Below are 22,653 nucleotides of genomic sequence, written 5' to 3' on the forward strand. Positions count from 1 at the left end.
TGCGCATACCGATATAGCGATATTCCGGCATAAATTCACTGCGTTATCTCGTGTCACATAAGCAGGGGAGTTTTGGGACGTACCGGTGCCGCGTGCCTGAGTGCGCCACACAGCGGGGACAATGGACAGGTGCATGCAGAGACCCTTCGCTCCGTCGTCGTGCTCGGCTCCACCGGCTCGATCGGCACGCAGGCCCTCGACGTCATCGCCGGCAACCCGGGCGGCTTCAGGGTCGCCGGGCTGGCGGCCGGGGGCGGCAGGGTCGAGCTCCTGGCCAAGCAGGCGGCCGCGTTCGGGGTCGAGGTGGTGGCGGTGGCCGACACCGCCGCGGTGCCGGCCCTGAAGGAGGCGCTGGCGGCGCACGGCGCCCGGCCGGTCGTGCTGGGCGGCCCCGACGGGGTTGCGGAGGTGGCCGGATGGCCGTGCGACGTGGTGCTCAACGGCATCACCGGCGCGCTCGGGCTGACCTCCACGCTGGTCGCGCTCAAGGCGGGCCGCACGCTCGCGCTGGCCAACAAGGAGTCCCTGATCATCGGCGGCCCGCTGGTGAAGCGGCTGGCCGCGCCCGGCCAGATCCTCCCCGTCGACTCCGAGCACTCGGCGGTGCAGCAGTGCCTGTGGGCCGCCGGGCCCGACGGCCACGACCCCGCGTGCGTCAAGCAGCTCGTGATCACCGCCAGCGGCGGGCCGTTCCGTGGTCTGCGGCGCGAGGAGATGGCCGATGTCACGCCCGAGATGGCGCTGGCCCACCCCACGTGGTCGATGGGCCCCTACATCACGATCAACTCCGCGACCCTGGTCAACAAGGGGCTCGAGGTGATCGAGGCGCACCTGCTGTTCGACCTCGACTTCGACCGCATCGAGGTCGTGGTCCACCCGCAGTCGATCATCCACTCCATGGTCGAATACGTCGACGGCTCCACCATCGCCCAGGCCAGCCCGCCCGACATGCGGCTGCCGATCGCGCTCGCGCTCGGCCACCCCGCCCGCATCCCCGGCGCCGCGCGGGCCATCGACTGGACCAAGGCCCACACGTGGACGTTCGAGCCGCTCGACGACGTGGCGTTCCCGTCGGTCGCGCTGGCCCGGCACGTCGGCGCCGCGGGCGGCACCGCGCCGGCCGTCTACAACGCCGCCAACGAGGTCTGCCTCGACGCGTTCATCCGCGGCGGGCTGCCCTTCCTGGCGATCGTCGACACCGTGGCCAAGGTGGTCGAGGAGCACCAGGTGACCCCCGCGGGCTCCGTCGAGGAGGTGCTGGCGGCCGACGCCTGGGCACGCGCCCGTGCGGCCGAGCTGACGGCGGGGCAGTCCCATTAGCTACCTAAACTGGAAAGCGTCGTCACAGTAAGGGTTGAAATGTCTTCTGTAGCTCTCGGCATCCCGGCGGTACGCCCCAAGCCACTCGCCGAACGCCGCCACTCACGCCAGATCATGGTCGGCAGCGTGCCCGTGGGCGGCGACGCCCCGGTGTCGGTGCAGTCGATGACCACGACGGTCACCGCCGACGTCAACGCCACCCTGCAGCAGATCGCCGAGCTGACGGCGTCGGGCTGCCAGATCGTCCGCGTGGCGGTGCCGTCCCAAGACGACGCCGACGCGCTGCCCATCATCGCCAGGAAGTCGCAGATCCCCGTGATCGCCGACATCCACTTCCAGCCGAAATACGTCTTCGCCGCCATCGAGGCGGGCTGCGCGGCCGTCCGGGTCAACCCGGGCAACATCAAGAAGTTCGACGACAAGGTGGGCGAGATCGCCCGCGCGGCCTCCGACGCGGGCGTGCCCATCCGTATCGGCGTCAACGCCGGCTCCCTCGACCCGCGCCTGCTCCAGAAATACGGCAAGGCCACGCCAGAGGCGCTGGTCGAGTCGGCCCTGTGGGAGTGCTCGCTGTTCGAGGAGCACGGCTTCCGCGACATCAAGATCTCGGTCAAGCACAACGACCCGGTCGTGATGATCAACGCCTACCGCCTGCTGGCCGCCAGGTGCGACTACCCGCTCCACCTGGGCGTCACCGAGGCCGGCCCGGCCTTCCAGGGCACGATCAAGTCCGCCGTGGCCTTCGGCGCCCTGCTCGCCGAGGGCATCGGCGACACGATCCGCGTCTCCCTGTCGGCCCCGCCGGTCGAGGAGGTCAAGGTCGGCGCCCAGATCCTCGAGTCGCTGGGGCTGCGCGAGCGCGGCCTGGAGATCGTCTCCTGCCCGTCGTGCGGGCGGGCCCAGGTCGACGTCTACACGCTGGCCGACCAGGTCCAGGCGGGGCTGGAGGGCCTGAAGGTGCCGCTGCGGGTGGCCGTCATGGGCTGCGTCGTCAACGGCCCCGGTGAGGCCAGGGAGGCCGACCTCGGGGTGGCCTCCGGCAACGGCAAGGGGCAGATCTTCGTCAAGGGCGAGGTCATCAAGACCGTGCCCGAGTCGCAGATCGTCGAGACCCTGATCGAGGAGGCGCTGCGGCTGGCCGAGGAGATGGGCGTCGAGGTCGACCTCGACGACGACTCCGGCCCCACGGTCACGGTGGGCTGAATCGGCAGGGCGCCGCCCGATCACTCAGTGCCACGTTACGATTACAGAACGGCAAGCATTTCCCCATACCCCACGCTTCACCCGGTTGCTCGCGGGAGCATCGCAAGGCCTATTGACAGGGAGGGGGCCGGGTGAAGCGGCTAGTTGGGGTTGTCGCCGGACTGGCGGTGCTCGTCGCCGGGGTCGTGAGCGCGGATGGAGCGGCGGTCGCCAGCCGAGGGGTGCTCGCGGTGGCGTGGGGCGCGTGTCCCAAGGTGGCGGGGAAGGCCGCGTCGGCGGCTCTCGAATGCGCCAGCGTACGAGTGCCGCTCGACTACCGCGAGCCCACGGGCCAGTCGATCACGATCGCGCTCAACCGGATGCGGGCCAAGGTGTCCAAGGACGCCAATCATCTCGGCACGCTGCTGGTAAACCCCGGCGGGCCGGGGTCGCCGGGACGCAATCTGACCGAATACGTGGCCGCGGCGCTGCCCGCCGACGTGGCCGAGCGCTACGACGTCGTCGGGTTCGACCCGCGCGGCGTGGGCGGCAGCGAGCCGGCCATGCACTGCGTCGACCCGGACACCTACTACAAGGCTCCGCGGCCGGACCAGGTTCCGCGGGGCACGGCCGACGAGAAGGTGCTGCTCGGCCGGGCCGCCGAGTACGCCTCCCGCTGCGGCCACTTCTGGTCCTGGCTGCTGCCGCACCTGACCACCGAGAACTCCGCCAGGGACATGGACCGCATCCGCGCCGCGCTCGGCGAGGAGAAGATCAGCTACCTCGGCTACTCGTACGGCACCTACCTGGGCGCCGTCTACGCCACGCTCTTCCCGAACCGGATCAAGCGCCTGGTCATGGACAGCACCGTCGACCCGACCGCCGTCTGGTACGAGTCGAACCTCAAGCAGGACCGCGCCTTCGAACGCCGCCACCGCCAGTTCCTGGCCTGGACCGCCAAGCACCACGACGTCTACCGGCTGGGCGCCACGGAGAAGCAGACGTCGTTCGCCTACTACGCGCTGCGCGACCGGCTGCGCGCCCGCCCGGCCGGGGGCGTCGTCGGCCCGAGCGAACTCGACGACACCTTCACCATGGCCGGCTACAGCGACAAGGTCTGGCCCCAGTTCGCCCAGGCGTGGTCCTCGTACGTGCGCAAGGGCGACGCCGCCAGTCTCACGGACGTCTACGAGAAGCACGGCAAGAACGACGCCAACGACGAGAACGGCTACGCCATCTACCTGGGCGTCCAGTGCCGTGACGCGCAATGGCCGCGGCAGTGGGACCGCTGGCGGGCCGACATGACCAGCATGCACCGCCAGGCGCCGTTCCTGACCTGGCCGAACGCCTGGTTCAACGCCCCCTGCGCCTTCTGGCCGGTCAAGGGCGGGCAGCCGGTGCGGGTGCACTCGTCGCCGAAGCTGCCGCCGATCCTCATCCTCCAGTCCCGCTACGACGCCGCGACGCCGTACAAGGGGGCGCAGCGGATGGCCAAGCTCTTCCCGCGCTCGCGCATGGTGCTCGAGCAGGGCGGCAACCACGGCGTGTCGCTGGCGGGCAGCCAGTGCGTCGACGGGCACCTGGCCGCGTACCTGAGGGACGGCACCCTGCCGCGGCAGAACGCCACCTGCGCCGCGCTGCCCGAGCCACGGCCGGCCGCGCACATGACGTCGGGCAACCGGCAGTCGTCCGACCTGCTCGGCATCCTCGGGGTGCTCGGAGGGCTCGTCGGCTGACGAGGACCGGTCCTGGGCCCCCGGCGGGGGTTGACGGACCGGGACGACTGGAGCCCCCGGCGGGGGCCGACGGACCGGGATCGGGGTCCTCGGCGGGGGCGAACGTCAAGAAACGGTTACCGTGGGCATTGCGGGATAAGTCAATCGGTACCCTTCGCGTAGTCTGACCGTGTGATGCTGCGTACATCGGCGTCGCGCGTGCTCGACGACAGCGACCGGGACGAAGCGCTCGCCCTGCTTGACTCCGACCCGATCGCCAACGTCTTCGTCTCCTCCCGGGTGCGGGCCGTCGGACTCAATCCGGCGAGGCTGGGCGGGCAGATGTGGGGGTTCGGGCCGCGCGGTGGCCTCGTGTCGCTCTGTTACGCCGGGGCCAACATGGTGCCGGTCAACGCCGGCCCCGAGGCCGTGCACGCGTTCGCCGACCGCGCCCGCAAGCAGGGTCGGCGCTGCTCGTCCATCGTGGGGCCGGTCGACGCGGTCTCCCTGCTCTGGGAGCGGCTGGAGCCGCACTGGGGGCGGGCGCGGGCGATCCGCTGGGCGCAGCCGGTCATGGCCACCTCCAGCAAGCCCGCCGTGCCCGCCGACCCGCTCGTGCGGCGGGTGCGGCCCGACGAGTTCGACACGCTGCTGCCGGCGTGCGTGGCGATGTTCACCGAGGAGGTCGGCGTCTCGCCGAACCTCGGTGACGGGGGCGCGCTCTACCGGACGCGGGTGGCCGAGCTGATCCGGATCGGGCGCTCGTACGCGCGGATCGACGACGGCCGGGTGGTCTTCAAGGCCGAGGTGGGAGCCGTGACGCCGCACGCCTGCCAGATCCAGGGCGTGTGGGTGGCGCCGGAGCTGCGCGGGCGAGGGCACGCGGTGGCCGGGATGGCGGCCGTGGTCGAGGCCGCGATGAGCTGCTTCGCCCCGGTGGTCTCCCTCTACGTCAACGACTACAACCACTCGGCGCGGGCGGTCTACCGCAAGGTGGGCTTCCACGAGGTCGACACGTTCATGTCCGTGCTGTTCTGAACCTGTCAGACGCCGTCTTGTCGGACACCCTCTTGTCGGACGCGGTCCTGTCAGACGCGGACGAGCTTGTCGAAGAGCCGGGCCAGCTCGGTGCCGGGATCGGCGGTCAGGCCCGCGTGCACCGGCCCCGTCTGCACGATCGTGCTGCGCGGCGCCGTCAGCCAGCGGAACCTGCCGCCGAGCGACTCGCCCGCCAGCGGGCCGGGACGGTCGCCGCAGGCCAGCTCGTACGCCCCGAGCGCCCGGCGGACCCCCTCGACGTCGGCGTTCGGGTCGAGGGCCCGCAGCCGGCCGGGGTCTAGCTCGACCCGGGCGCACAGGTAGCCGCGCGGCTGGCAGTAGAGCAGCACGCCCGCGTTGATCAGCTCGCCCCGCTCGACCCTGGGCACCACGCGGATCACCGCGTACTCGTAGACGTCCCTGGTCATCGGCCGCCGCCTCCCCGCCAGAACTCGCCGACCGATCCCGGGCCCGCCCTGCGGCCGTCGGGCTCCGTGCCGCGCCCCTCGTGTTCCCCGCTGTGGACGAGCCATCCGCCCGGCCCGTGCGCCCGCTGGAGCAGATGGTCGGCGTAAGCCTGGCGTACCTCGTCGGGGGAGGCGAAACCCGGCTCGCCGACCAGCCATTCGTCCGGCACCAGGGCCGTCACGGCCGTCAGCAGCTCCGGCGTGATCCTGCGGCTCAGCTCCGTGCCGGCCGCCCCGAGGTCGCCCGCGTACGGCGCCAGCACGTGGTCACCCGCGTCGAACGGCCGTTGTGGGTCGGCGGTGCGCCAGTTGTGGTGGAACCAGAGCGCGGCGCCGTGGTCGATCAGCCAGGTGTCGCGGTGCCAGACCAGCAGGTTGGGGTTGCGCCAGCTCCGGTCGATGTTGTGGATGAGACCGTCGAACCACACCACCCTGGCCGCGAACAGCGGGTCGGCCTCCCAGGCCAGCGGCTCGAACCCGAGCGCGCCCGGCAGGAAGTCGACCGCCAGGTTGAGCCCGGTGCTGGCCTTGAGCAGGTCTTGCACCTCCTCGTCGGGCTCCCTGACGCCGAGCTGGGGGTCGAGGTCGATGAGCTTGAGCTGGGGAGTGCGCAGGCCGAGCCGCCTGCCCAGCTCGGCGGCGATGATCTCGGCGACGAGCACCTTCCGGCCCTGACCGGCCTCGCGGAACTTCACGACGTACGTGCCCAGGTCGTCGGCCTCGACCACGCCGGGCAGCGACCCGCCCTCCCGCAGCGGGGTGACGTAACGGGTGGCTGCGATCTTTTCCAGCACGAGACGAGGCTATCGTCCCTGGATGCCTGCCCTGACCTGCCCCAGCGGGCCCGTTCTGGCCGGGAATCACATCTTGGCGATGACCTCCTCGGCGAAGCGCTCCATGGTGGCGATCTTGAGTTCGAGGGTGCCCTCGCCGTGACGGGCCTTCTCCTCGGGGGTGGCCAGCCACCACGGCGCGGCCATCGTCCCCGTCACGCCCTTGGCGGCGAACCTGCGGTACGTGTTCGCGTCCGGCAGCACGGCCAGCGGCGCGATGATCTCGAAGCCGTCGTCGTTCCTGCCGTGGGCCGTGAGCCGGTCACGCAGGGTGTTCAGGACCACGTCGAACTGCTCCTCCGTGTAGATGCGGTTGCCGATCCAGCCGTCGCCGGTCCTGGCCGCGCGCCGCAGGGCCGCCTCGCTGTCGCCGCCCACGTACACCGGGACGGGGCCCGCCGGAGTGGGTGAGATCGACAGCGGCGGGAGGCCGTCCAGCTCGACCGTCTCGCCCGCCCAGAGCGCGCGCAGGAGCGGCAGCATGGCGTCCAGCCGCCGCCCGCGCGTGTGGAAGTCCTGGCCGGTGCCGGTGAACTCCTCCTTGCACCACCCCACCCCCACCCCGAACGTCACCCGCTCCCGCGACAGCACCGCCGCCGTGGACACCTGTTTGGCCACGGTGAACAGGTCGCGGGCCGGGGCGATGTAGACGTTCGGCGAGAACCGCAGCGTGCTGGTCACCGCCGCCATGGCCCCGATCGTCACCCAGACGTCGGGCCAGTGCGTACGGGCGTTCCAGCGCGGCCGACCCGACCGCGAGTACGGGTAGGGAGTGGCGAAGTCGGCGTAGAAGAGGTGGTCGGACAGCGTCAGCGTGTCGAACCCGCACCGCTCGGCCGCCCGCGCCAGCTCCACGAACTGGTCGGTGTCGGCGAACGAGGCCCCGAGCCAGAATTTCATCGAAACTCCGGGGCGACCTTGGTGGCGAACAGCTCCAGGTTCCGCTTGACCGTGTCGAGCGGCAGCACGCCCTGCTGGCCCTGCATGTACAGCCCGAACCACTCCAGGTCCGGCATCCGGTCGAGCATGCGCTGGATGCCGCGCTTGACGTCGTCGGGGGTGCCGAACAGGGCCATCTCCACGTCTCTCATGCGCTTGGCGTCGCCCTTCTCGGGGGAGATGGGCTCGTGCTTCTCGTCCTCCTTCTTGCGCAGCACCTCCAGGTAGCCGAAAGGGCCGAAGAACGCGGCGAAGTCCTTGGGGATGCTGCGGCCGAAGGTGTTGATGGCCTGCTCGGTGGTGTCGGCGATGCCGACGATCTTGAGGATGCCGGTGTGCTCGCCCAGCTTGTAGTGGCGGCCCTGCCTGGCGGACTCCTCCTGGTAGAGCTTGGCCTTCTGGGCGTGGTCGTCGGGGTTGGGGGTGAACATCCACGGCAGGATGTTCTCCTGGGCGGCCCTGATGACCGACCGGTCGGAGATCGTGAACGGCTGCCACAGCTCGGGGTGCGGGTTCTGGTACGGCCGGGGGCAGACGGACACGGCCCGTACCCTCCCGTCCTCGTCGAGCTCGTCCGGCGCGCCGAACGTACGGGTCCACTCCTGGGCCGGCCAGCCCTCGATGCCGTCGTACGGGTAGGGCACCTGGTAGTCGAGCACGTCCGACTTGTAGCGGAGGGTTTCCTGCGTCCAGGCCAGCTTCATGATCTTCAGCACCTCGCCGAAGACGTCGAAGTTGCGCGTGTCGGTGGCCGAGCCGTCGGAGCGCGCGGCGGCCGCCTGCCAGCGCTGGCCCAGGACGTTCATCCAGCGGTTCTGGTAGCCCCGCGCCACGCCGAGCCGCAGCCGTCCCTTGCAGAACTGGTCGAGCAGCGCCACGTCCTCGGCCGCCCTGATCGGGTCCCACGCGGGCAGCACGAGGCCGAGCGGGGCGAGCAGGATGCGTTCGGTCCTGGCGGCCAGGTCGGTGAGGAACATCAGCGGGTTGACCGAGAACTCCATGCCCTCGGAGTGGAAGTGGTGCTCGGTCATCATCAGCGCGTCGAACCCGACCTGGTCGGCGTGGACGGCTATCTCCCGTACCTCGTGCAGCAGCCTCTGGTACGACTCGGTGTCGCGTCCGATCGGGCGCTTGGCCTTGGCGTTCTCCTCGGCCGCGTATCCGGAGCCTGGAATTTGCGGATTCAGGAAGATAGAGAACTTCACCGGGACCTCTTTCCGCGGGATGGTCTTCTGCAAGGTACTCTGGAAATCTTAACCGAGCAATCGCTTGGTTCGCATGCTGGGAGGCCGGATGCGGCTCGGGGTCACGATGTTCACGACGGATGTGGCCATGCCGGTGCCCGACCTGGCCAGGGCGGCGGAGGAGCGCGGGCTCTCCTCCCTGTACGTGCCCGAGCACACCCACATCCCGGTCTCGCGGCGCACGCCGCATCCGGGCGGGCTCGGCGAACTCCCCGCCGAGTACCGGCGCACGCTCGACCCCCTCGTCGCCCTGTCGTTCGCCGCCGCGGCGACCACCCGGCTGCGGGTCGGGACCGGGATCCTGCTCGCCGCCCAGCGCGACCCCATCGTCACCGCCAAGGCCATCGCCACCCTCGACCACCTGTCGGGCGGGCGGGTGGTGGTCGGCGTCGGGTTCGGGTGGAACGCGGAGGAGATCGAGAACCACGGCGTCCGGTACGCGCGGCGGCGCGAGGTGGCGCGGCACCACGTCCTGGCCATGCGGACGTTGTGGCGGGACGAGGTGGCCGCCTTCGACGGGTTCGAGCCCTCCTGGTCCTGGCCCAAACCGGTGAACGGGGCGCCGCCCGTGTACGTCGGCGGCGCGGCGGGCCCCAAGCTGTTCGCCCACGTGGCCGAATACGCCGACGGGTGGATGCCGATCGGCGGGCACGGGATCAAGGCGGCGCTGCCCGCGCTGCGGCTGGCGTGCGAGAAGGCGGGGCGGCCGATGGCGCGGGTGATCCCGTTCGGGACGCGGCCCACCAGGGAGAAGCTCGAATACTTCGCCGGGCTCGGGGTCGAGGAGGCGGTGGCCACGTTGCCCAGCGGACCCGCCGACGTGGTGCTGCCGGTGCTGGACGAATACGCGACGCTCATTTCGTGAGCCGTGGTCGTCGGTCGCGGTTGTTGAAGGGAACGGATTTGCCGTCGTTGGCGGGCATAATTGCGGAATATGTCCGAGCTAAGTGCCGAAGATCCCCGGCAGTTGGGGTCGTACCGGCTGACACGCAGGCTCGGCCAAGGGGGTCAGGGCATCGTCTACCTCGGCCACTCGCCGCAGGGGGCGCAGGTCGCGGTCAAGCTCCTGCACGCCAGCCTCTCGGGCGACCCCGACGTACGCCGCCGCTTCCTGGGGGAGGTCGAGGCGGTGCGGCGGGTGGCGGCGTTCTGCACGGCCCAGCTCCTGGACGCCGACCTGGAGGGTGATCGGCCGTACCTGGTGAGCGAGTACGTGGAGGGGCCCTCGCTGCACGACCACGTGGTCGCCAAGGGGCCCCGGCAGGGCGGGTCGCTCGACCGCCTGGCCATCGGCACCGCCACCGCCCTGGGCGCGATCCACCGCGCCGGGGTGGTGCACCGCGACTTCAAGCCGGGGAACGTGCTGCTGAGCCTGGACGGGCCCCGGGTGATCGACTTCGGCGTCTCGCGGCTCATGGACACCGCCGCCACCACCACCCATCTCCCGATCGGCACGCCCGCCTACATGGCTCCGGAACGCATGAAGGGCGAGTCCGCCGGGCCGCCGTCGGACCTGTGGGCGTGGGCGCTGACGGTCGCGTACACGGCCACGGGACGGCACGCCTACACCGCGGAGACGCAGCAGGAGGTGCTGGCCCGCGTCCTGTACGGCAAAGCCGACCTGGGCTCCTTAGACGGGCGGCTGCGGGAGATCGTGCGGGCGTGCCTGGCCGCCGAGCCCGCGGCGCGGCCGGACGCGGAGGAGGTGCTGCGGTGGCTGCTGGGGCAGAGCGCGGCGGGCGCGGACGTGCTGCCCACCGGTGCCCGCGCCGCCGTCGAAGCGCCGACCGCTCCCGCGCCCGCCCCTGAGGCCGCCTCCGCAGAAGCCTCGTGGGCACCTGCTGCCGGAATCGCCGCCGCCGAAGGCTCGTCGGCCCCCACTTTCGCGGCCGCCGCCACTGAGCCGGTGGCCGAGAGAGCGGCCACCGGTCGTGCCGGGGGCGCTCTCGCGGGCATGACCCGTCCTGGCATGGTGGTCGGGCTCGGGGCGTCGGAGGCCGGTCCCGGTGTGATCACCGACCCCGACCCCACGACGAGCTTCCCCGCCGTCACGGCCCCTCAGGCGGTCGTGGAGACGGTGACGGGGACCGAGACCGCGCGGCGGTCGCCGTGGCGCATGCGTCGCTGGCAGGCCGCCGTCGCGCTGGCCGGTGTGCTGATGGCCGTGGCCGGGCTCGTGTACTGGCTGCGCGGCGCCCAGGGACCGGGCTTCGAGGGGACCTGGACCGGCTCGGCCGAGCACTTCACCGCGCGGCGCGTCTTCCCCGTCGAACTGCGCATGGACGGCGACGGCACGGGGGTCATGAGATGGGGCGCGGACCTGCACTGCGCGGGACGGCTCGGCCGCAGTGGCAGCGGGATGGTCTTCGTCCTCGATCAGGTCACGGGCGAGGAGTGCTACCCGGGGACGCTGCGCATGTTCCCCACCTCCGACGTGAACCAGATGGCCATCAAGGTGACGCGTGAAAGTAAGGACGAAGTGACGTATTCCGGCAAGGTAGCGCGTACGTCCTGACCTGATGTGTCACGGTCAGGCAGCGATTGTCATGAGCACCGTTGACTGATCGCGGGCCGTTGCTTTCAGTAGAGAGCAGAAGGGGTGGCGGCGAGGGGAGGCGCCCGTGCCAACGGCGCAGCCGCTCAGAACGGGGGACCCGCAGCGACTCGGGGAGTACCGGCTTTCCGGGCGCCTGGGTGAGGGTGGTCAGGGCGCGGTGTTCCTCGGTTCGAGGGGCGGGGAGACGTACGCGGTCAAGCTGCTGCACGGGCCCGTGGGTGACGAGCGGGTGGCGTTCCTGCGGGAGGTGGAGCTGGCCAAGCACGTGGCCAGGTTCTGTACGGCCCAGGTGGTCGACGCCGGGTTCGACGAGGGACGGCCGTACATCGTGAGCGAGTACGTCGACGGGCCCTCGCTCCAGCGGGAGGTCACGCTCACCGGCCCCCGGCGCGGTGGCGCGCTGGAACGGCTCGCGGTGAGCACGATCACGGCGCTGACGGCCATCCACCGCGCCGGGATCGTGCACCGGGACTTCAAGCCGCAGAACGTCCTGCTGGGCTCGGACGGGCCACGGGTGATCGACTTCGGCCTGGCCAAGGCCCTGGACGCGGCGGCCACCGTGAGCGGACGGGGGGTGGGCACGCCCGCGTACATGGCTCCGGAACAGATCACCGCGTCGGCGGTCACGGGAGCGGCCGACGTGTTCTCCTGGGGCGCCACGATGTGCTTCGCCGCCAACGCCACCGCCCCCTTCGGGCAGGACTCGGTGGCCCCGGTCCTGCACCGCATCCTCACCGCGCCCCCGGAGCTGGGCAGGCTGGACGGACGGCTGCGCACGCTCGTCGACGCGTGCCTGGACAAGGACGCCCGCAACCGGCCCAGCAGCCGGGAGTTGCTGTTCGAGCTGCTGGGGGAGTCGACCGCCGGGGTGCCTTCCGAGGTGCTCCGGTCGCCTCCGCCGCACATCCTGCGCGTCGCCGCGCCGCCCCCGCTGATCCCCGAGCCGCGCTCGCCGAACCCCGGCTCACACCCGTCGGGCAGCGGAGCCCCGGAGGCGGGCCCGTTCACCGGCGAGATGCAGGAGACCCGGCCGTCCGGTGGCGAAGTCTCTGGAGCCCTCCCGCCCGGACGCGACTCCCCTGCGCGCCCCTCCAACGCGGCCGCCTCCTCGTTACCCTCCGAGCGCGACGCCCGGTCCCCGATGGCCGAGCCCGAGGTGACCGGGACCCCCGGCGGCTACCACCTGCCCGACTCCCACAAGGGCGGCGGCAGCACCGGCCCGCCCGCCCAGGAGCGCCAGAGCCGGGGCTGGCCCGGCGCGGCCATCGCCGTCTGCGCGGCCCTCCTGGTGACCGCCGTCGTGCTCCTCGCCGTGGTCATGCCCTCGCTGACCCCTACCGAGCAGATCGCGGGACGTCAGGCGAGCGGCCCTTTGGCACCCTCGACCACCTCGCACCCGCCGACCGCGTCACCCTCGGTGGACAAGCCGTCCCCGACCAAGAGCGCCGAACGATCAACGAGCCCCCGCGAACGGCCCGCCGCCGACCCGCCGGTGGCCCGTCCGGTGACGGTGGCGATCCCCCCGCTCACCGGCCTGGACAAGGGCGCGGCCGGCAAGGCCGTCAAGCGCGCCGGGCTCGTCCTGGGCCCCGTCACAGAAGTGGACGCACCCCAGAAGGTCGGCCAGGTGCTGAGCGCCGAGCCCGCCCCCGGCACCGTCGTGAACCTGGGCAGCACCGTGTCCCTCCAGGTGTCGGCGGGCCTGGCGGTGCCCGCGCTGACCGGCATGCGACGCGAACCGGCCGAGGCCGCCCTCGTCGGCGCCGGTCTCAAGGTCGGCGCGATCACCCGCTCCTGCGCCCAGGCCCCGACCGGTCAGGTGCTCTCCACCCAGCCGAAGGCGGGCAGCCGGGTCACGGGAGGCGCCGCGGTCGCGCTCACGCTGTCGCGCAACGGCACCACCGTGCCGTCCGTCGTCGGCCGCCCCCGCGAGGACGCCCGCGTCTCCCTGATGGCGGCGGGCTTCGTCGTGGCCGCGAAGGAACAGTTGGTGGACGACGAGGCCCAGGTGGGCAGCGTCCTGGCCCAGAGCCTCGAACCGGGGACGTGCGCGAAACCCGGCGCCCAGATCGTCATCACGATCGGCCTGGCCGCCCAGTCAGGCCCCGACCCCCACGAGCCCATCGACCTCCCGACCGGCCCCATCGTCACCCAGTAGCCCCAGGGGAGCCGTCCCGTGCCACCGGAGGCCGGTCGAGCGGGGCCGCTCAGCGTTTGCGGCGTTTGCCGGTGCCCTTGGGGCGGCCGCGTGCGCCCGGGGGTTTGCTGGAGACGAGGCGGAGGTGGCTGCGGGGCCCGCGCAGGGGCTCGGCGACCAGCGTGCGCATCTCCGCCAGGCCGACCGTGTCGTGGTGGCCCGCCGCGAGTATGGCCTGGACCAGCTCGTAGGCGTCGCCACCGGCCATCGTCCGCAGTTGGTCGATGAGCGACTCGGGGCCGCCGAGCTCCAGGAGGGTGAGGAAGTTTTCGGCGCCGAGGAGGAGCTGTTCGCGTTCGCCCAGGGCGCCCGGGTCGATCTCGCCGTCGTCCATGAGGAGGCTGACGGCGGCGGGGCCGAGGACGGGGTCGTGGCGCAGGTCGCGGACGAGGGCGCGGCCCTGGGGGAGCGCCTCGGCCAGCACGGTGAGCATGGCGGCGGTCCTGGTGCGGAACGGGCAGTCGCGTACGGCCTGGAGCAGGTCCTCGACGTCCTGGCCCGGACGGCAGAGCCAGGCGTTCAGCTCGGTGGCCGTCTCCTCGGGCGGATAGTGCTGGGCCAGGACGCCCAGCAGCTCGCCTGCCGAGGCGGTGGACAGCTCGCCGATCAAGGGGGCGTCGCGGCCCTCCGCCAGGAGCCGCTCGCGTACGGCGCGCAGGGCAGGCGGGGTCAGCCGGGCCAGGAGGACGTCGGGCTCGGCGAGGCGGGTGCGCAGGCGCTCGATCGAGTCTGGCGGAAGCTCCTGATCCTCGTCGTCGAGGTCGCTGAGGTAGAGGGCGTCGGCCCGGCCCCGGGTCAGCTCCACGGCCCCCAGGTCGGACAGGAGCTCGAACGTGCGCTCAAGGTCGATGGTCACCTGGCGGTGCCAGAGGATCCGCAGGGGCGACTCCTCCTCGCCGAGCGCGAAGTGTTCCGTGAACTCCTGGCAGGCCAGCCACACCGTCTCCGCCAGGCGGACGACCGGCATGTCGTCCATGCCGTACATGCTGTTGAGGAGGTCGGGGAGGAGGTCGCTGAAGGCGGACGCCACGAGCGAGGCGGGGCGCTGACCCGGGGCGGATCTCGCGAGCTCCGGGCCGAGCTCCGGCAGGACCTCGAACGCGCGGTACCACAGCGCCTCCGGGTCGCGCAGGAGCGGGGCGGCCTTGGCGACCTGGTAGAGGCGGCCCTTGCTGGTGCGGACCAGGCGGATCCTCTTCGCCCAGGCGACGAGCAGGTCGAGCCGGAAGGCGTCGGCGGAGTCGCGGTCGTCGCGGGCGCCGTACCAGGCCGCCGGGTCGTCGTCGAGGATGGAGACGGGTGGGGCGTCCTCCCCGTCGTTCAGCACGGTACGCAGGTCGCGGGCCTGGTCAGGGGGGAGGGTGCCGCTCGTGGTGAGGGGGCGGCCCTCCTTGCCCGCCCAGTTCGCCAGGGCGACGAGGCGCCGGACGGTCCTGCTGCGGCCGGTCGCCTCGGTCAGGGCGGGCGGCGGGGGCAGGGCGATGGGCGGCTGGAGGAAGGCGCGTTCGCCGTCGAGGTCGGCGCCCTGGTGATGGGCTTGCAGGATGCCGGCGAGCACGTCGTGGTCGTAGTGGACGCGGCCGGCGTCGAGGTCCTGCTGGAGGGCGGCCAGGGCGGCGGGCCCCTCGAAGAGGTCGATGCCGTGGTCGAGCGCCGTGGCGGCCCAGAACTTCGTCAGACCCTGGAGATGGGGGTCGTCGAGCGCCTTCTGGAACTCCGGAACGGTACGGGTGATCGCGTCGTCGGCCTCGGCCGGGGTGAGGCCCCGGGGGTCGCGCAGCCCGGTGGCGGCCAGGTAGCCGAGGTAGGTGCGCAGGATCTCCGGGGCGAGGTCGAGCAGCTCTCGGGGAGCCACCACGTGCCCGGGGACCCAGGCCAGCAGGAAGCGCCTGATCTGGGTCTCGTCCCAGTAGGCGAGGCGGCCGTCGCGGCTCTGGTGGCGGGCATCGACGGCGGCGGTGAAGAGGAGGTCGTCTGCCGGGCGGCCGTGCTCCTCCGCCCACGCGAGGCACCGGCGGAGCAGCACGGCCTTGGCCGCCTCGAACTCCTCCGTCTCCTCGGGTTGGAACCAGGTACGCACGCCGCGACCCCCTGCTCGTCCATCGATGGGGTTGAGTCCGGTGTACCAGTATTCCGGGTCTTGGACCGTTGCCGGGCGTACTTGCCAGGAGTGGTACATCCTCCGAACGGGTGACCGCCGCATCGTCCGTCCGGTCGCCCGATCGCGCCCCGCCGCACGATTCGGCGGGCCGCCTCCTCCCCGGACACTCGGTGGGAGTCCATCGAGCGTAGGAGGGAACGTGGCTTCCACCCTGGAGTTGAGGCCGGTCGGGGAGCGTGAGCGGGTGCTCGCCCCCGACCTCGCCAGAGGCGTCATGCTGGCGCTGATCGCCGTGGCCAACTCGGCCGTCTACCTGTACGGCCGCCCGTACGGCATCAGGCAGCACGTCATCGAGCACGACCTGCCGGACCGCGTGGCGGGGGCGCTGACCATGAGTCTCGTGGACGCGCGGGCGTACCCGATGTTCGCCGCGCTGTTCGGCTACGGCATGGTGCAGATCTGGAACCGGCGGCGCGAGGACGCCGAGGGGCGGCGGGTGCTGCGGCGGCGCAGCCTGTGGCTGCTGGCGTTCGGGGCGGTGCACGGGGTGCTGCTGTTCTCCGGGGACGTGCTCGGGTTGTACGGGCTGCTCGGCCTCCTGCTGGTCCGGTTGCTGCGGGTGCGTGACCGGACCCTGCTGATCCTCGCCGCGGCCTGGCTCGTCCCCGTGGCGCTGAGCGCCGCGCTGGCCTACAGCACGCCGCACGGGGCGACCGAGCGCACGTTCTTCTGGTCGTACGCGGTGGCGGACCCGGCGACGGCGATGGCCCTGCGGGCTGTCGAGTGGGTGATGACCCCGTTCGGGATGATGGGCGTGGTCACGGCCGCCGTCGTCGGGCTCTGGGCGGGGCGGCGGGACCTGATGGCGGTGCCGGACGGGGTCATGCGGCGGGCCGCCGTGTGGGGGCCGTTGATCGGGGTGGCCGGCGGTCTGCCGGTGGGGCTCGTCGCGGGGGAGTTCGTCGAGGTGGGCGGGCAGGCGACGGTGATGGTGCTGAACGCCGTGCACGTCGTGTCGGGCATCGCCGGCGGGCTCGGCTACGCCGCGTTGATGGCCCTGCTCGCGCGGCGCATCGGCGCCCGGCGCGGCCCGGTCGTCACCGCGCTGTCGGCCTGCGGGCAGCGGTCGATGACCTGTTACCTGCTGCAGTCGGTGGTGTTCGTGGCGGTGCTGACCCCGTACGTGGGCGGGCTCGGCGGCACGCTGGGGTCGGCCGCGACGGTCGCGCTGGCGCTGGGCGCGTGGGCGGGGACGGTGCTGCTGGCCGAGCTGATGCGCCGGGCCGGGGTGCGGGGGCCCGCGGAGACGTTGCTGCGGCGGCTGGCGTATCGGCGAGGATGAAGGCGACCGGCCGGAGTGGATGGGGAGGGTGGCGTGTTGCGCGAGCGCGACTGGGATCGGGCCTGGCGCGTCCTGCTCCTGGGCCTGCTGGCCGTGGTGACCCTGGCGGCGGCGTTCGACCCGGGGACGCCCGCGCGGTACCGGGCCGTCACGGTCGCGCTGTCCGCCGCCCTGGCGCTGTGGCACTGGTGGATGGTGCTGGCGCACCCCCAATGGCCGGAGCGGGTGCTGGCGCCGATGGCGGTGTACTTCGCCGGGCTGGCGGTGATGGCGGGGGTGCTGTCGGCCCGCCACCCGGCGTACGCGCTCGTCGTCCTCGTGTGCTTCCCCATGGCCTTCGTGGCGCTGCCCGGCTGGTACGCCTACCTCGGGGTGGCACTCACGGCGCTCGTCGCCGCCGGCACGCCTTTCGTCCGCCTGGAACCCGGCGACCTCTGGCCCAGGCTGCTGCTCGCGCTGGCCAGTGCGTTGTTCGCTGCGTTCCTCGGGTGGGTCATCAGGGCCATGGAGGCCGAGGTCGAACGCCGGCGCGCCGCCAACCGGGCACTGGAGAGCGCCAACGAGCGCCTGGCCAGGCTGGGCGAGGAGAACGCCGCGTTGCAGGGCAGGCTGCTCGCCGCGGCCAGGGAGACCGGGGTCGCGGGGGAGCGCGGCCGGATGGCCAGGGAGATCCACGACACCGTCGCCCAGGGCCTGTCCGGCATCGTCACCCAGCTCGAGGCCGCCGAGGCGGTCGCGCACGACTCCGCCGCCGTACGCCGCCGCCTGGCCGTGGCCCGCGACCTGGCCAGGGAGAGCCTGACCGAGGTCCGGCGCTCGCTCGACGGCCTGCGCCCAGGACCGCTGGCGGAGTCGAGGCTGCCCGAGGCGCTGTCGGCGCTGGTGTCCGGCTGGAGCGGCACGCACGAGGTGCCCGCCACGCTCACCGTCACGGGGACGGCCAGGCTGCTGCACCCCGAGGTGGAGATGACGCTGTTCAGGGCGGTGCAGGAGGCGCTGGCCAACGTGGCCAGGCATGCCCGCGCCGGGCGTACGGCGGTCACGCTGTCGTACATGGAGGATGTGGTGGTGGCCGATGTCAGGGACGACGGGGCGGGGTTCGCCCCCGGGGAGACGGGCGGCGCGGGCTTCGGGCTCACGGCGATGCGGCAGCGCGTCGTCAGGCTGGCCGGGAGCGTCGAGGTGGAGTCGGCGCCCGGCCAGGGGACCGCGGTCAGCGTGACCGTCCCCGCCATTCCGAGCGCGGCCGGGCAGGAGGCGACGTGAGCGTACGGCTGGTGATCGTGGACGACCATCCCGTGGTGCGTGACGGGCTGCGCGGCATGTTCGTCGAGCAGCCCGACCTGGAGGTGGTCGGCGAGGCGGGCGACGGGGAGCGCGGGCTGGCCGTGGCCGTGCGCGAGCGGCCCGACGTGGTGCTCACCGACCTGCGCATGCCGGGTCTCAGCGGGGCGGAGTTCATCAGGTCGCTGGCCGAGCGGGTGCCGTCGGCCCGGGTGCTGGTGCTGACCACGTACGACGGGGACGAGGACGTGCTGCCCGCGCTGACCGCGGGCGCGATCGGCTACCTGCTGAAGGACTCGCCGCGGGAGGAGGTCTTCCGCGCCGTGCGGGCGGCGGCGGTGGGGGAGTCGGTGTTGTCGCCGGTGGTGGCCGCGCGGGTGCTGGGCCGGGTCCGCACGTCCGCCGCCGCCGCGCCCGCCGAGCTGAGCGAGCGCGAACGCACCGTGCTCGCGCTGGTCGCGCGGGGCTGCACCAACAAGGACGCGGCGGCGGCGCTGTTCATCAGCGAGACGACGGTGAAGACGCACCTCGCGCACATCTACACGAAGCTCGGCGTCTCCGACCGGGCCGCGGCCGTGGCCGCCGCCTACGGCCGGGGTCTGCTGTCCTGAGGCTACGCGCCGTCCTGAGCCTCAGTACGCGCGGGCGACCTCCAGCAGGGCGGCGCGCACCTGCTCCTCCGGCAGGTCCATGGTCGTGACCGCGCCCCACTGCAGCGCCCCGAGCAGCGCCCAGCTCTTGAGCCGCGTCTCAGGGGTGGGGTCGTCGCCGGCCAGCTTGGCGTAGATCTCGTCCCTGAACGTCCGGATCGTGTCGCGCTCCGAGCCGGGCGCCGTCGTCGCGTCGTCGGCCGCCAGGTCCTCCATGAACAGGCGGATCACCGAGCGATAGCGCACGGCGAAGCCGACGAGGGCCTCGACGAACTCCTCCCGGCTCGCGTACGGGGTGTCGAGCAGCGCCAGCATGTCTCCTGCCGCCGGGGAGAGCAGTTCGGTCGCCAGGCGGTCCTTCGGGTGGAAGTGATAGGCGACCGCGGTCTTGGTCAGGCCGACGGCGGCGGCGATGTCGGCCAGGGAGGTGGCCGCGTAGCCGCGCTCGGCGAACAGCTCTCTGGCGGCGGCCAGGATCCGGGTGCGGGTGTCGTCGGCTGTGGTCATCGTCTCATTTCCCTGCGGGAGACGGCCTTCCGGATATTTCCCGCCTTATCGTATGTCCTGTACGACCGTACAGGACGGCCGTCGAGTGGGGGCAGGGCGATGACGCGGTTACTGGGACGGTTGGGCGGCTGGTGCGCGCGCCACGGGTGGATCGTGCTGGTGACCTGGGTCGTCGCGGCCGCCGCGCTGATGGGCGGGAGCCTGGCCTTCCCCAGCCCCACCAGCAACGACGCCAGCATCCCCGGCACCGACGCGCAACGCGCCCACGACCTCATGAAGACGGGCTTCGGCTCCGGCTACGACACAGGCGGAACGGTTCAGCTCCTGCTCTACTCCCCCGACGGCCCCCTCATCGAGGACGACCGCAAGCGGGCCGTCGAGCGTTCCATCGACCGCCTCCGTACGATGCCGCACGTCCAGGAGGTGGACACCCCGTTCCGCAAGGGCGGTATCTCCTCCAACCTGCAGATCGGCCTCATCACCGTCCGCCTGGAGGGCAACGACGGCGACCAGATCGCCGCGACCACGCAGGCCCTGTCGAAGGCCGCCGACCCGGCGCGGGAGGCCGGGCTGGAGGTCGTGCCGGCCGACAGCTCGACCCCGGCCGACAAGGAGATCAAGACCGGGCCGAGCGAGATCATCGGTGTGGTGTGCGCGCTGCTGGTCCTCGTGTTCGCGTTCGGGACGCTGGTGGCCGCGGCCATCCCGATCTTCGCCGCGCTGGTCAGCGTGGCGTCGGGGCTCGGCGTGATCGGGCTGCTCGGGTGGGTGGTGGACATGCCCAAGCAGGCCGGGATCATGGCCACCATGATCGGGCTCGGCGTGGGCATCGACTACGCGTTGTTCCTGCTGTCCCGCCACCGGCGGCTGCTGGCCCAGGGCGTGCCGGTGGTGGAGTCCGTACGCCGTACCGTGGCCGGGTCCGGTGGGGCCGTCGTGTTCGCGGGCGGCACGGTGATCATCGCGTTGAGCGCGCTCATGCTGGCCGGGTTCCCGCTGCTGGCCACGCTCGGCTGGGTCACCGGCATCTCGGTCGTGGCCGCCGTACTGACCTCGGTCACGCTGGTGCCCGCCCTGCTCGGGCTGCTCGGGCACCGGGTCAACGCGCTCAAGGTGCCGTTCCTGCGCGGCTCGGGCTCGTCGGGCTCCGGCTGGTCGGGGCTGGGCTCGTGGGTGGCGCGGCGGCCGTGGCGGGTGCTGCTGGCCAGTGTCGTCGTGCTGGGCGCGCTGGCCGCGCCCGCGCTGGCGCTGAAGTTGGGCCCGGTCGACGAGGGGTACGGCGTCCAGGGGTCTGACTCGCGCCGCGCGTACGAGTTGATGGCCACCGGCTTCGGCCCCGGCTTCAACGGGCCGCTGATCGTGGTCGCCGAACTGCCCCTGAAGGTGGCCGACGCCGACGCGCCCCTCGTGGCCGACGTCGTCCGCGAGGTGGAGGACGTCGACGGCGTGAAGTACGTGGGCGAGCCCGAGGTCAACACCTCCGGCCGCTCGGTGCTGCTGCAGGCCGTCCCCGAGTACGCCCCCAGCGACGAGCGGGCCGCCCAGGTGGTCAGGGACGTCAGGGCCATTTCCCTGCCCGGCGTCCAGATGCACGTGGGCGGCGAGGTCGCGGGCCTGACCGACGCCGGGGACCGCATGGCCGAGCGCACCCCGCTGGTCATCGGCGTGGTGGTGCTGCTCAGCGCCCTGCTCCTGCTGCTGGCCTTCCGCGCGCCCGTCGTGGCGATCAAGGCGGCGGTGATGAACCTGGTGTCGCTGGGGGCGGCGTTCGGGGCGCTGGCGATGGTCTTCTCGATCGGGCTGGGCAGCGGGCTCGTCGGCCTGGACCCGCCGGTCAGCTCCTCGTACGTGCAGCCGATCTTCTTCTCGGTGCCCATCGAGAGCTACGTGCCGCTGATGTTGTTCGCGGTGCTGTTCGGGCTGTCCATGGACTACGAGGTGTTCCTGCTGACCGCGGTGCGGCAGTCGTACCTGAGGCACGGGCGCAACGCGCGCGCGGTGGCCGAGGGGCTCGGCTCGACCGGGCGGGTCATCACGTCGGCGGCGTTGATCATGGTGGCGGTCTTCGTGGCGTTCATCGCCTACCCCGACTCGATGGTGAAGACGTTCGGGGTGGGGCTGGCGGTGGCGATCGCGGTGGACGCCACGATCATCCGCGGCTTCCTCGTGCCGGCCACGATGGTGCTGCTGGGACGGCTCAACTGGTGGTGCCCGCGCTGGCTGGACCGGATCCTGCCCAACCTGTCGGTGGAGGGGCACGAGGAGGACGACGAGCCCGCCGTGGAGCGGCGGGAGCCGGTCAAGCTGGGCGTTTGACCCGCTGGGGGGCGGGTCAGTCGGAGTCGACCCGCTGGGGGCCGGGTCAGTCGGAGTCGACGAGGTCGCAGGCGGCAACCCAGCCGACGACGCCGGTGGTCGCGTTGCGGCCGTGGTGCCACAGGGTGGTCTCGAACCTGCCGCACCGGTAGAGCCCGTGCTCCTCTGACCGGTTCGAGTCGAAGCCCTGGCCCGGGTAGCCGAGCCCGACGCGGTCGGACCCGATCCAGGGCTCGCTCCAGATGATCACATCTTGGGCGCCGAAGTCGTGCTGGAGCCTGGCCTGCGCCGCCTCGGCGGACACCGGACCGCTCAGGGCCACCGCCGCGAGCACGCCGGCCATGGTGGTTCGTGGGATGTGCACCGTGCCTCCCTCTGTGAGTCTTTCGTCACTCACAGTAACTGATCTTCCTCCCGTGCGGGTGCGGACCTCAGACCATGTACTGGTCGTGCCGCAGATAGACGTCGGTCCACTCCTCGGGGGTGAGCTGCCGGCCGCTCTCGGCGATCTCCGCCAGCTCCTCGAAGTACGCCTCCCGCGGCGCCCCCGGCGTGAACAGGATCAGCATCGTGGCCGGATCGCCCGGTTCGTTGCGGAAGGCGTGCACCCCGCCCTCGGGCACGAAGAGGAAGTCGCCGGGCCGCCCCTCGGCCCACGTGTCGCCGTTGAAGAGCCGGACCGTGCCGGACAGCACGTAGAACGACTCGGTCATCGTCCGGTGGAAGTGCGGGCCAGGGCCGGACGGCTTCGGGCCCATCTCCCACCGGTACAGGCCGTACGCGCCGTTCGTGGACCCGCCCGTGGCGAGGTAGTGCACCTTGGTGCCGTCGGCGGCGCCGATCGTCAGGTCGGGGACCCGGCCGGCCGGGTCGATGACGCCGCCGCGCTCGCCGGTCTCGCCGAAGTAGCGCGGCTCGGGGTAGGACATGCTCTCTCCTCTGCGGAGTCCTGAACTCCTTC

The 22,653-nt window shown here is 72.2% G+C and carries 19 protein-coding genes; 11 read left to right on the forward strand and 8 right to left on the reverse strand.

Translation table 11 applies throughout. From position 1 onward, the window contains the following. Positions 1-129: 129 nt before the first annotated feature. From dxr to ABD844_RS32270, 4 genes are all read left to right on the forward strand, one after another. On the forward strand, positions 130-1,320 hold the full coding sequence (dxr, locus tag ABD844_RS32255; RefSeq protein WP_344886491.1) for a 1-deoxy-D-xylulose-5-phosphate reductoisomerase: 1,191 nt from the start codon (positions 130-132) through the stop codon (positions 1,318-1,320). A 39-nt stretch (positions 1,321-1,359) separates the two neighbouring features. Further along, a complete protein-coding gene (gene ispG, locus ABD844_RS32260; protein WP_344886492.1) occupies positions 1,360-2,523 on the forward strand; it encodes a flavodoxin-dependent (E)-4-hydroxy-3-methylbut-2-enyl-diphosphate synthase in 1,164 nt (387 codons plus the stop codon). Between the two features lie 131 nt (positions 2,524-2,654). Next, positions 2,655-4,238 (forward strand): alpha/beta hydrolase, encoded by a 1,584-nt coding sequence (locus tag ABD844_RS32265; protein ID WP_344886493.1) that lies wholly within the window; start codon positions 2,655-2,657, stop codon positions 4,236-4,238. 174 nt (positions 4,239-4,412) lie between these two features. Next, a complete protein-coding gene (locus tag ABD844_RS32270; RefSeq protein ID WP_344886515.1) occupies positions 4,413-5,255 on the forward strand; it encodes a GNAT family N-acetyltransferase in 843 nt (280 codons plus the stop codon). Positions 5,256-5,305: 50 nt separating this feature from the next. Here ABD844_RS32270 and ABD844_RS32275 read toward each other — a convergent pair whose 3' ends face one another. The 4 genes from ABD844_RS32275 to ABD844_RS32290 all read right to left on the reverse strand — a co-directional run bounded on the left by ABD844_RS32275 (position 5,306) and on the right by ABD844_RS32290 (position 8,699). Then, entirely contained in the window at positions 5,306-5,683 is a 378-nt protein-coding gene (locus ABD844_RS32275) for a DUF3037 domain-containing protein (RefSeq protein WP_344886494.1), read from the reverse strand. Then, a complete protein-coding gene (locus ABD844_RS32280) occupies positions 5,680-6,516 on the reverse strand; it encodes a HipA family kinase (RefSeq protein WP_344886495.1) in 837 nt (278 codons plus the stop codon). Before ABD844_RS32280 ends, ABD844_RS32275 begins: the two co-directional genes overlap by 4 nt. A 66-nt stretch (positions 6,517-6,582) precedes the next feature. Continuing rightward, positions 6,583-7,455, reverse strand: a complete 873-nt coding sequence (locus ABD844_RS32285; protein WP_344886496.1) for a TIGR03619 family F420-dependent LLM class oxidoreductase — start codon at positions 7,453-7,455, stop codon at positions 6,583-6,585. Continuing rightward, on the reverse strand, positions 7,452-8,699 hold the full coding sequence (locus ABD844_RS32290; RefSeq protein WP_344886497.1) for an LLM class flavin-dependent oxidoreductase: 1,248 nt from the start codon (positions 8,697-8,699) through the stop codon (positions 7,452-7,454). Before ABD844_RS32290 ends, ABD844_RS32285 begins: the two co-directional genes overlap by 4 nt. An 88-nt stretch (positions 8,700-8,787) precedes the next feature. Between ABD844_RS32290 and ABD844_RS32295 the strand changes: the two genes are divergently transcribed. The 3 genes from ABD844_RS32295 (at position 8,788) to ABD844_RS32305 (ending at position 13,453) form a co-directional block, all read left to right on the forward strand. Continuing rightward, positions 8,788-9,603, forward strand: coding sequence for a TIGR03619 family F420-dependent LLM class oxidoreductase (locus tag ABD844_RS32295; protein WP_344886498.1), 816 nt, complete (start codon positions 8,788-8,790; stop codon positions 9,601-9,603). Positions 9,604-9,672: 69 nt separating this feature from the next. Next, on the forward strand, positions 9,673-11,253 hold the full coding sequence (locus ABD844_RS32300; RefSeq protein ID WP_344886499.1) for a serine/threonine-protein kinase: 1,581 nt from the start codon (positions 9,673-9,675) through the stop codon (positions 11,251-11,253). 106 nt (positions 11,254-11,359) lie between these two features. Continuing rightward, positions 11,360-13,453, forward strand: coding sequence for a protein kinase domain-containing protein (locus ABD844_RS32305; RefSeq protein WP_344886500.1), 2,094 nt, complete (start codon positions 11,360-11,362; stop codon positions 13,451-13,453). A 49-nt stretch (positions 13,454-13,502) separates the two neighbouring features. On the opposite strand, the gene ABD844_RS32310 is transcribed toward ABD844_RS32305, so the two are convergent. After that, complete coding sequence (locus ABD844_RS32310) at positions 13,503-15,572, reverse strand: hypothetical protein (RefSeq protein ID WP_344886501.1); 2,070 nt, start codon at positions 15,570-15,572, stop codon at positions 13,503-13,505. 220 nt (positions 15,573-15,792) lie between these two features. Here ABD844_RS32310 and ABD844_RS32315 point away from each other — a divergent pair, with 220 nt between their 5' ends. From ABD844_RS32315 to ABD844_RS32325, 3 genes are read left to right on the forward strand one after another with little or no spacing between them, the layout of a single operon-like run. Beyond that, a complete protein-coding gene (locus tag ABD844_RS32315; RefSeq protein WP_344886502.1) occupies positions 15,793-16,935 on the forward strand; it encodes a DUF418 domain-containing protein in 1,143 nt (380 codons plus the stop codon). A 33-nt stretch (positions 16,936-16,968) separates the two neighbouring features. Further along, positions 16,969-18,201, forward strand: coding sequence for a sensor histidine kinase (locus tag ABD844_RS32320; protein ID WP_344886503.1), 1,233 nt, complete (start codon positions 16,969-16,971; stop codon positions 18,199-18,201). Next, positions 18,198-18,830, forward strand: a complete 633-nt coding sequence (locus ABD844_RS32325) for a response regulator (RefSeq protein ID WP_344886504.1) — start codon at positions 18,198-18,200, stop codon at positions 18,828-18,830. Before ABD844_RS32320 ends, ABD844_RS32325 begins: the two co-directional genes overlap by 4 nt. Positions 18,831-18,851: 21 nt before the next feature. Here ABD844_RS32325 and ABD844_RS32330 read toward each other — a convergent pair whose 3' ends face one another. Next, complete coding sequence (locus ABD844_RS32330) at positions 18,852-19,376, reverse strand: TetR/AcrR family transcriptional regulator (RefSeq protein WP_344886505.1); 525 nt, start codon at positions 19,374-19,376, stop codon at positions 18,852-18,854. A gap of 99 nt (positions 19,377-19,475) precedes the next feature. Here ABD844_RS32330 and ABD844_RS32335 point away from each other — a divergent pair, with 99 nt between their 5' ends. Then, on the forward strand, positions 19,476-21,692 hold the full coding sequence (locus tag ABD844_RS32335; protein WP_344886506.1) for an MMPL family transporter: 2,217 nt from the start codon (positions 19,476-19,478) through the stop codon (positions 21,690-21,692). Positions 21,693-21,738: 46 nt separating this feature from the next. Here the strand turns inward: ABD844_RS32335 and ABD844_RS32340 are convergent, their stop codons facing one another. Together ABD844_RS32340 and ABD844_RS32345 are read right to left on the reverse strand one after the other, a co-directional pair. Then, a complete protein-coding gene (locus ABD844_RS32340; protein WP_344886507.1) occupies positions 21,739-22,056 on the reverse strand; it encodes a hypothetical protein in 318 nt (105 codons plus the stop codon). A gap of 67 nt (positions 22,057-22,123) precedes the next feature. Continuing rightward, on the reverse strand, positions 22,124-22,621 hold the full coding sequence (locus ABD844_RS32345; RefSeq protein ID WP_344886508.1) for a cupin domain-containing protein: 498 nt from the start codon (positions 22,619-22,621) through the stop codon (positions 22,124-22,126). Positions 22,622-22,653: the final 32 nt, after the last annotated feature.

Source organism: Nonomuraea antimicrobica, from assembly GCF_039536965.1.
In the GTDB taxonomy this organism is placed as follows: domain Bacteria; phylum Actinomycetota; class Actinomycetes; order Streptosporangiales; family Streptosporangiaceae; genus Nonomuraea; species Nonomuraea antimicrobica.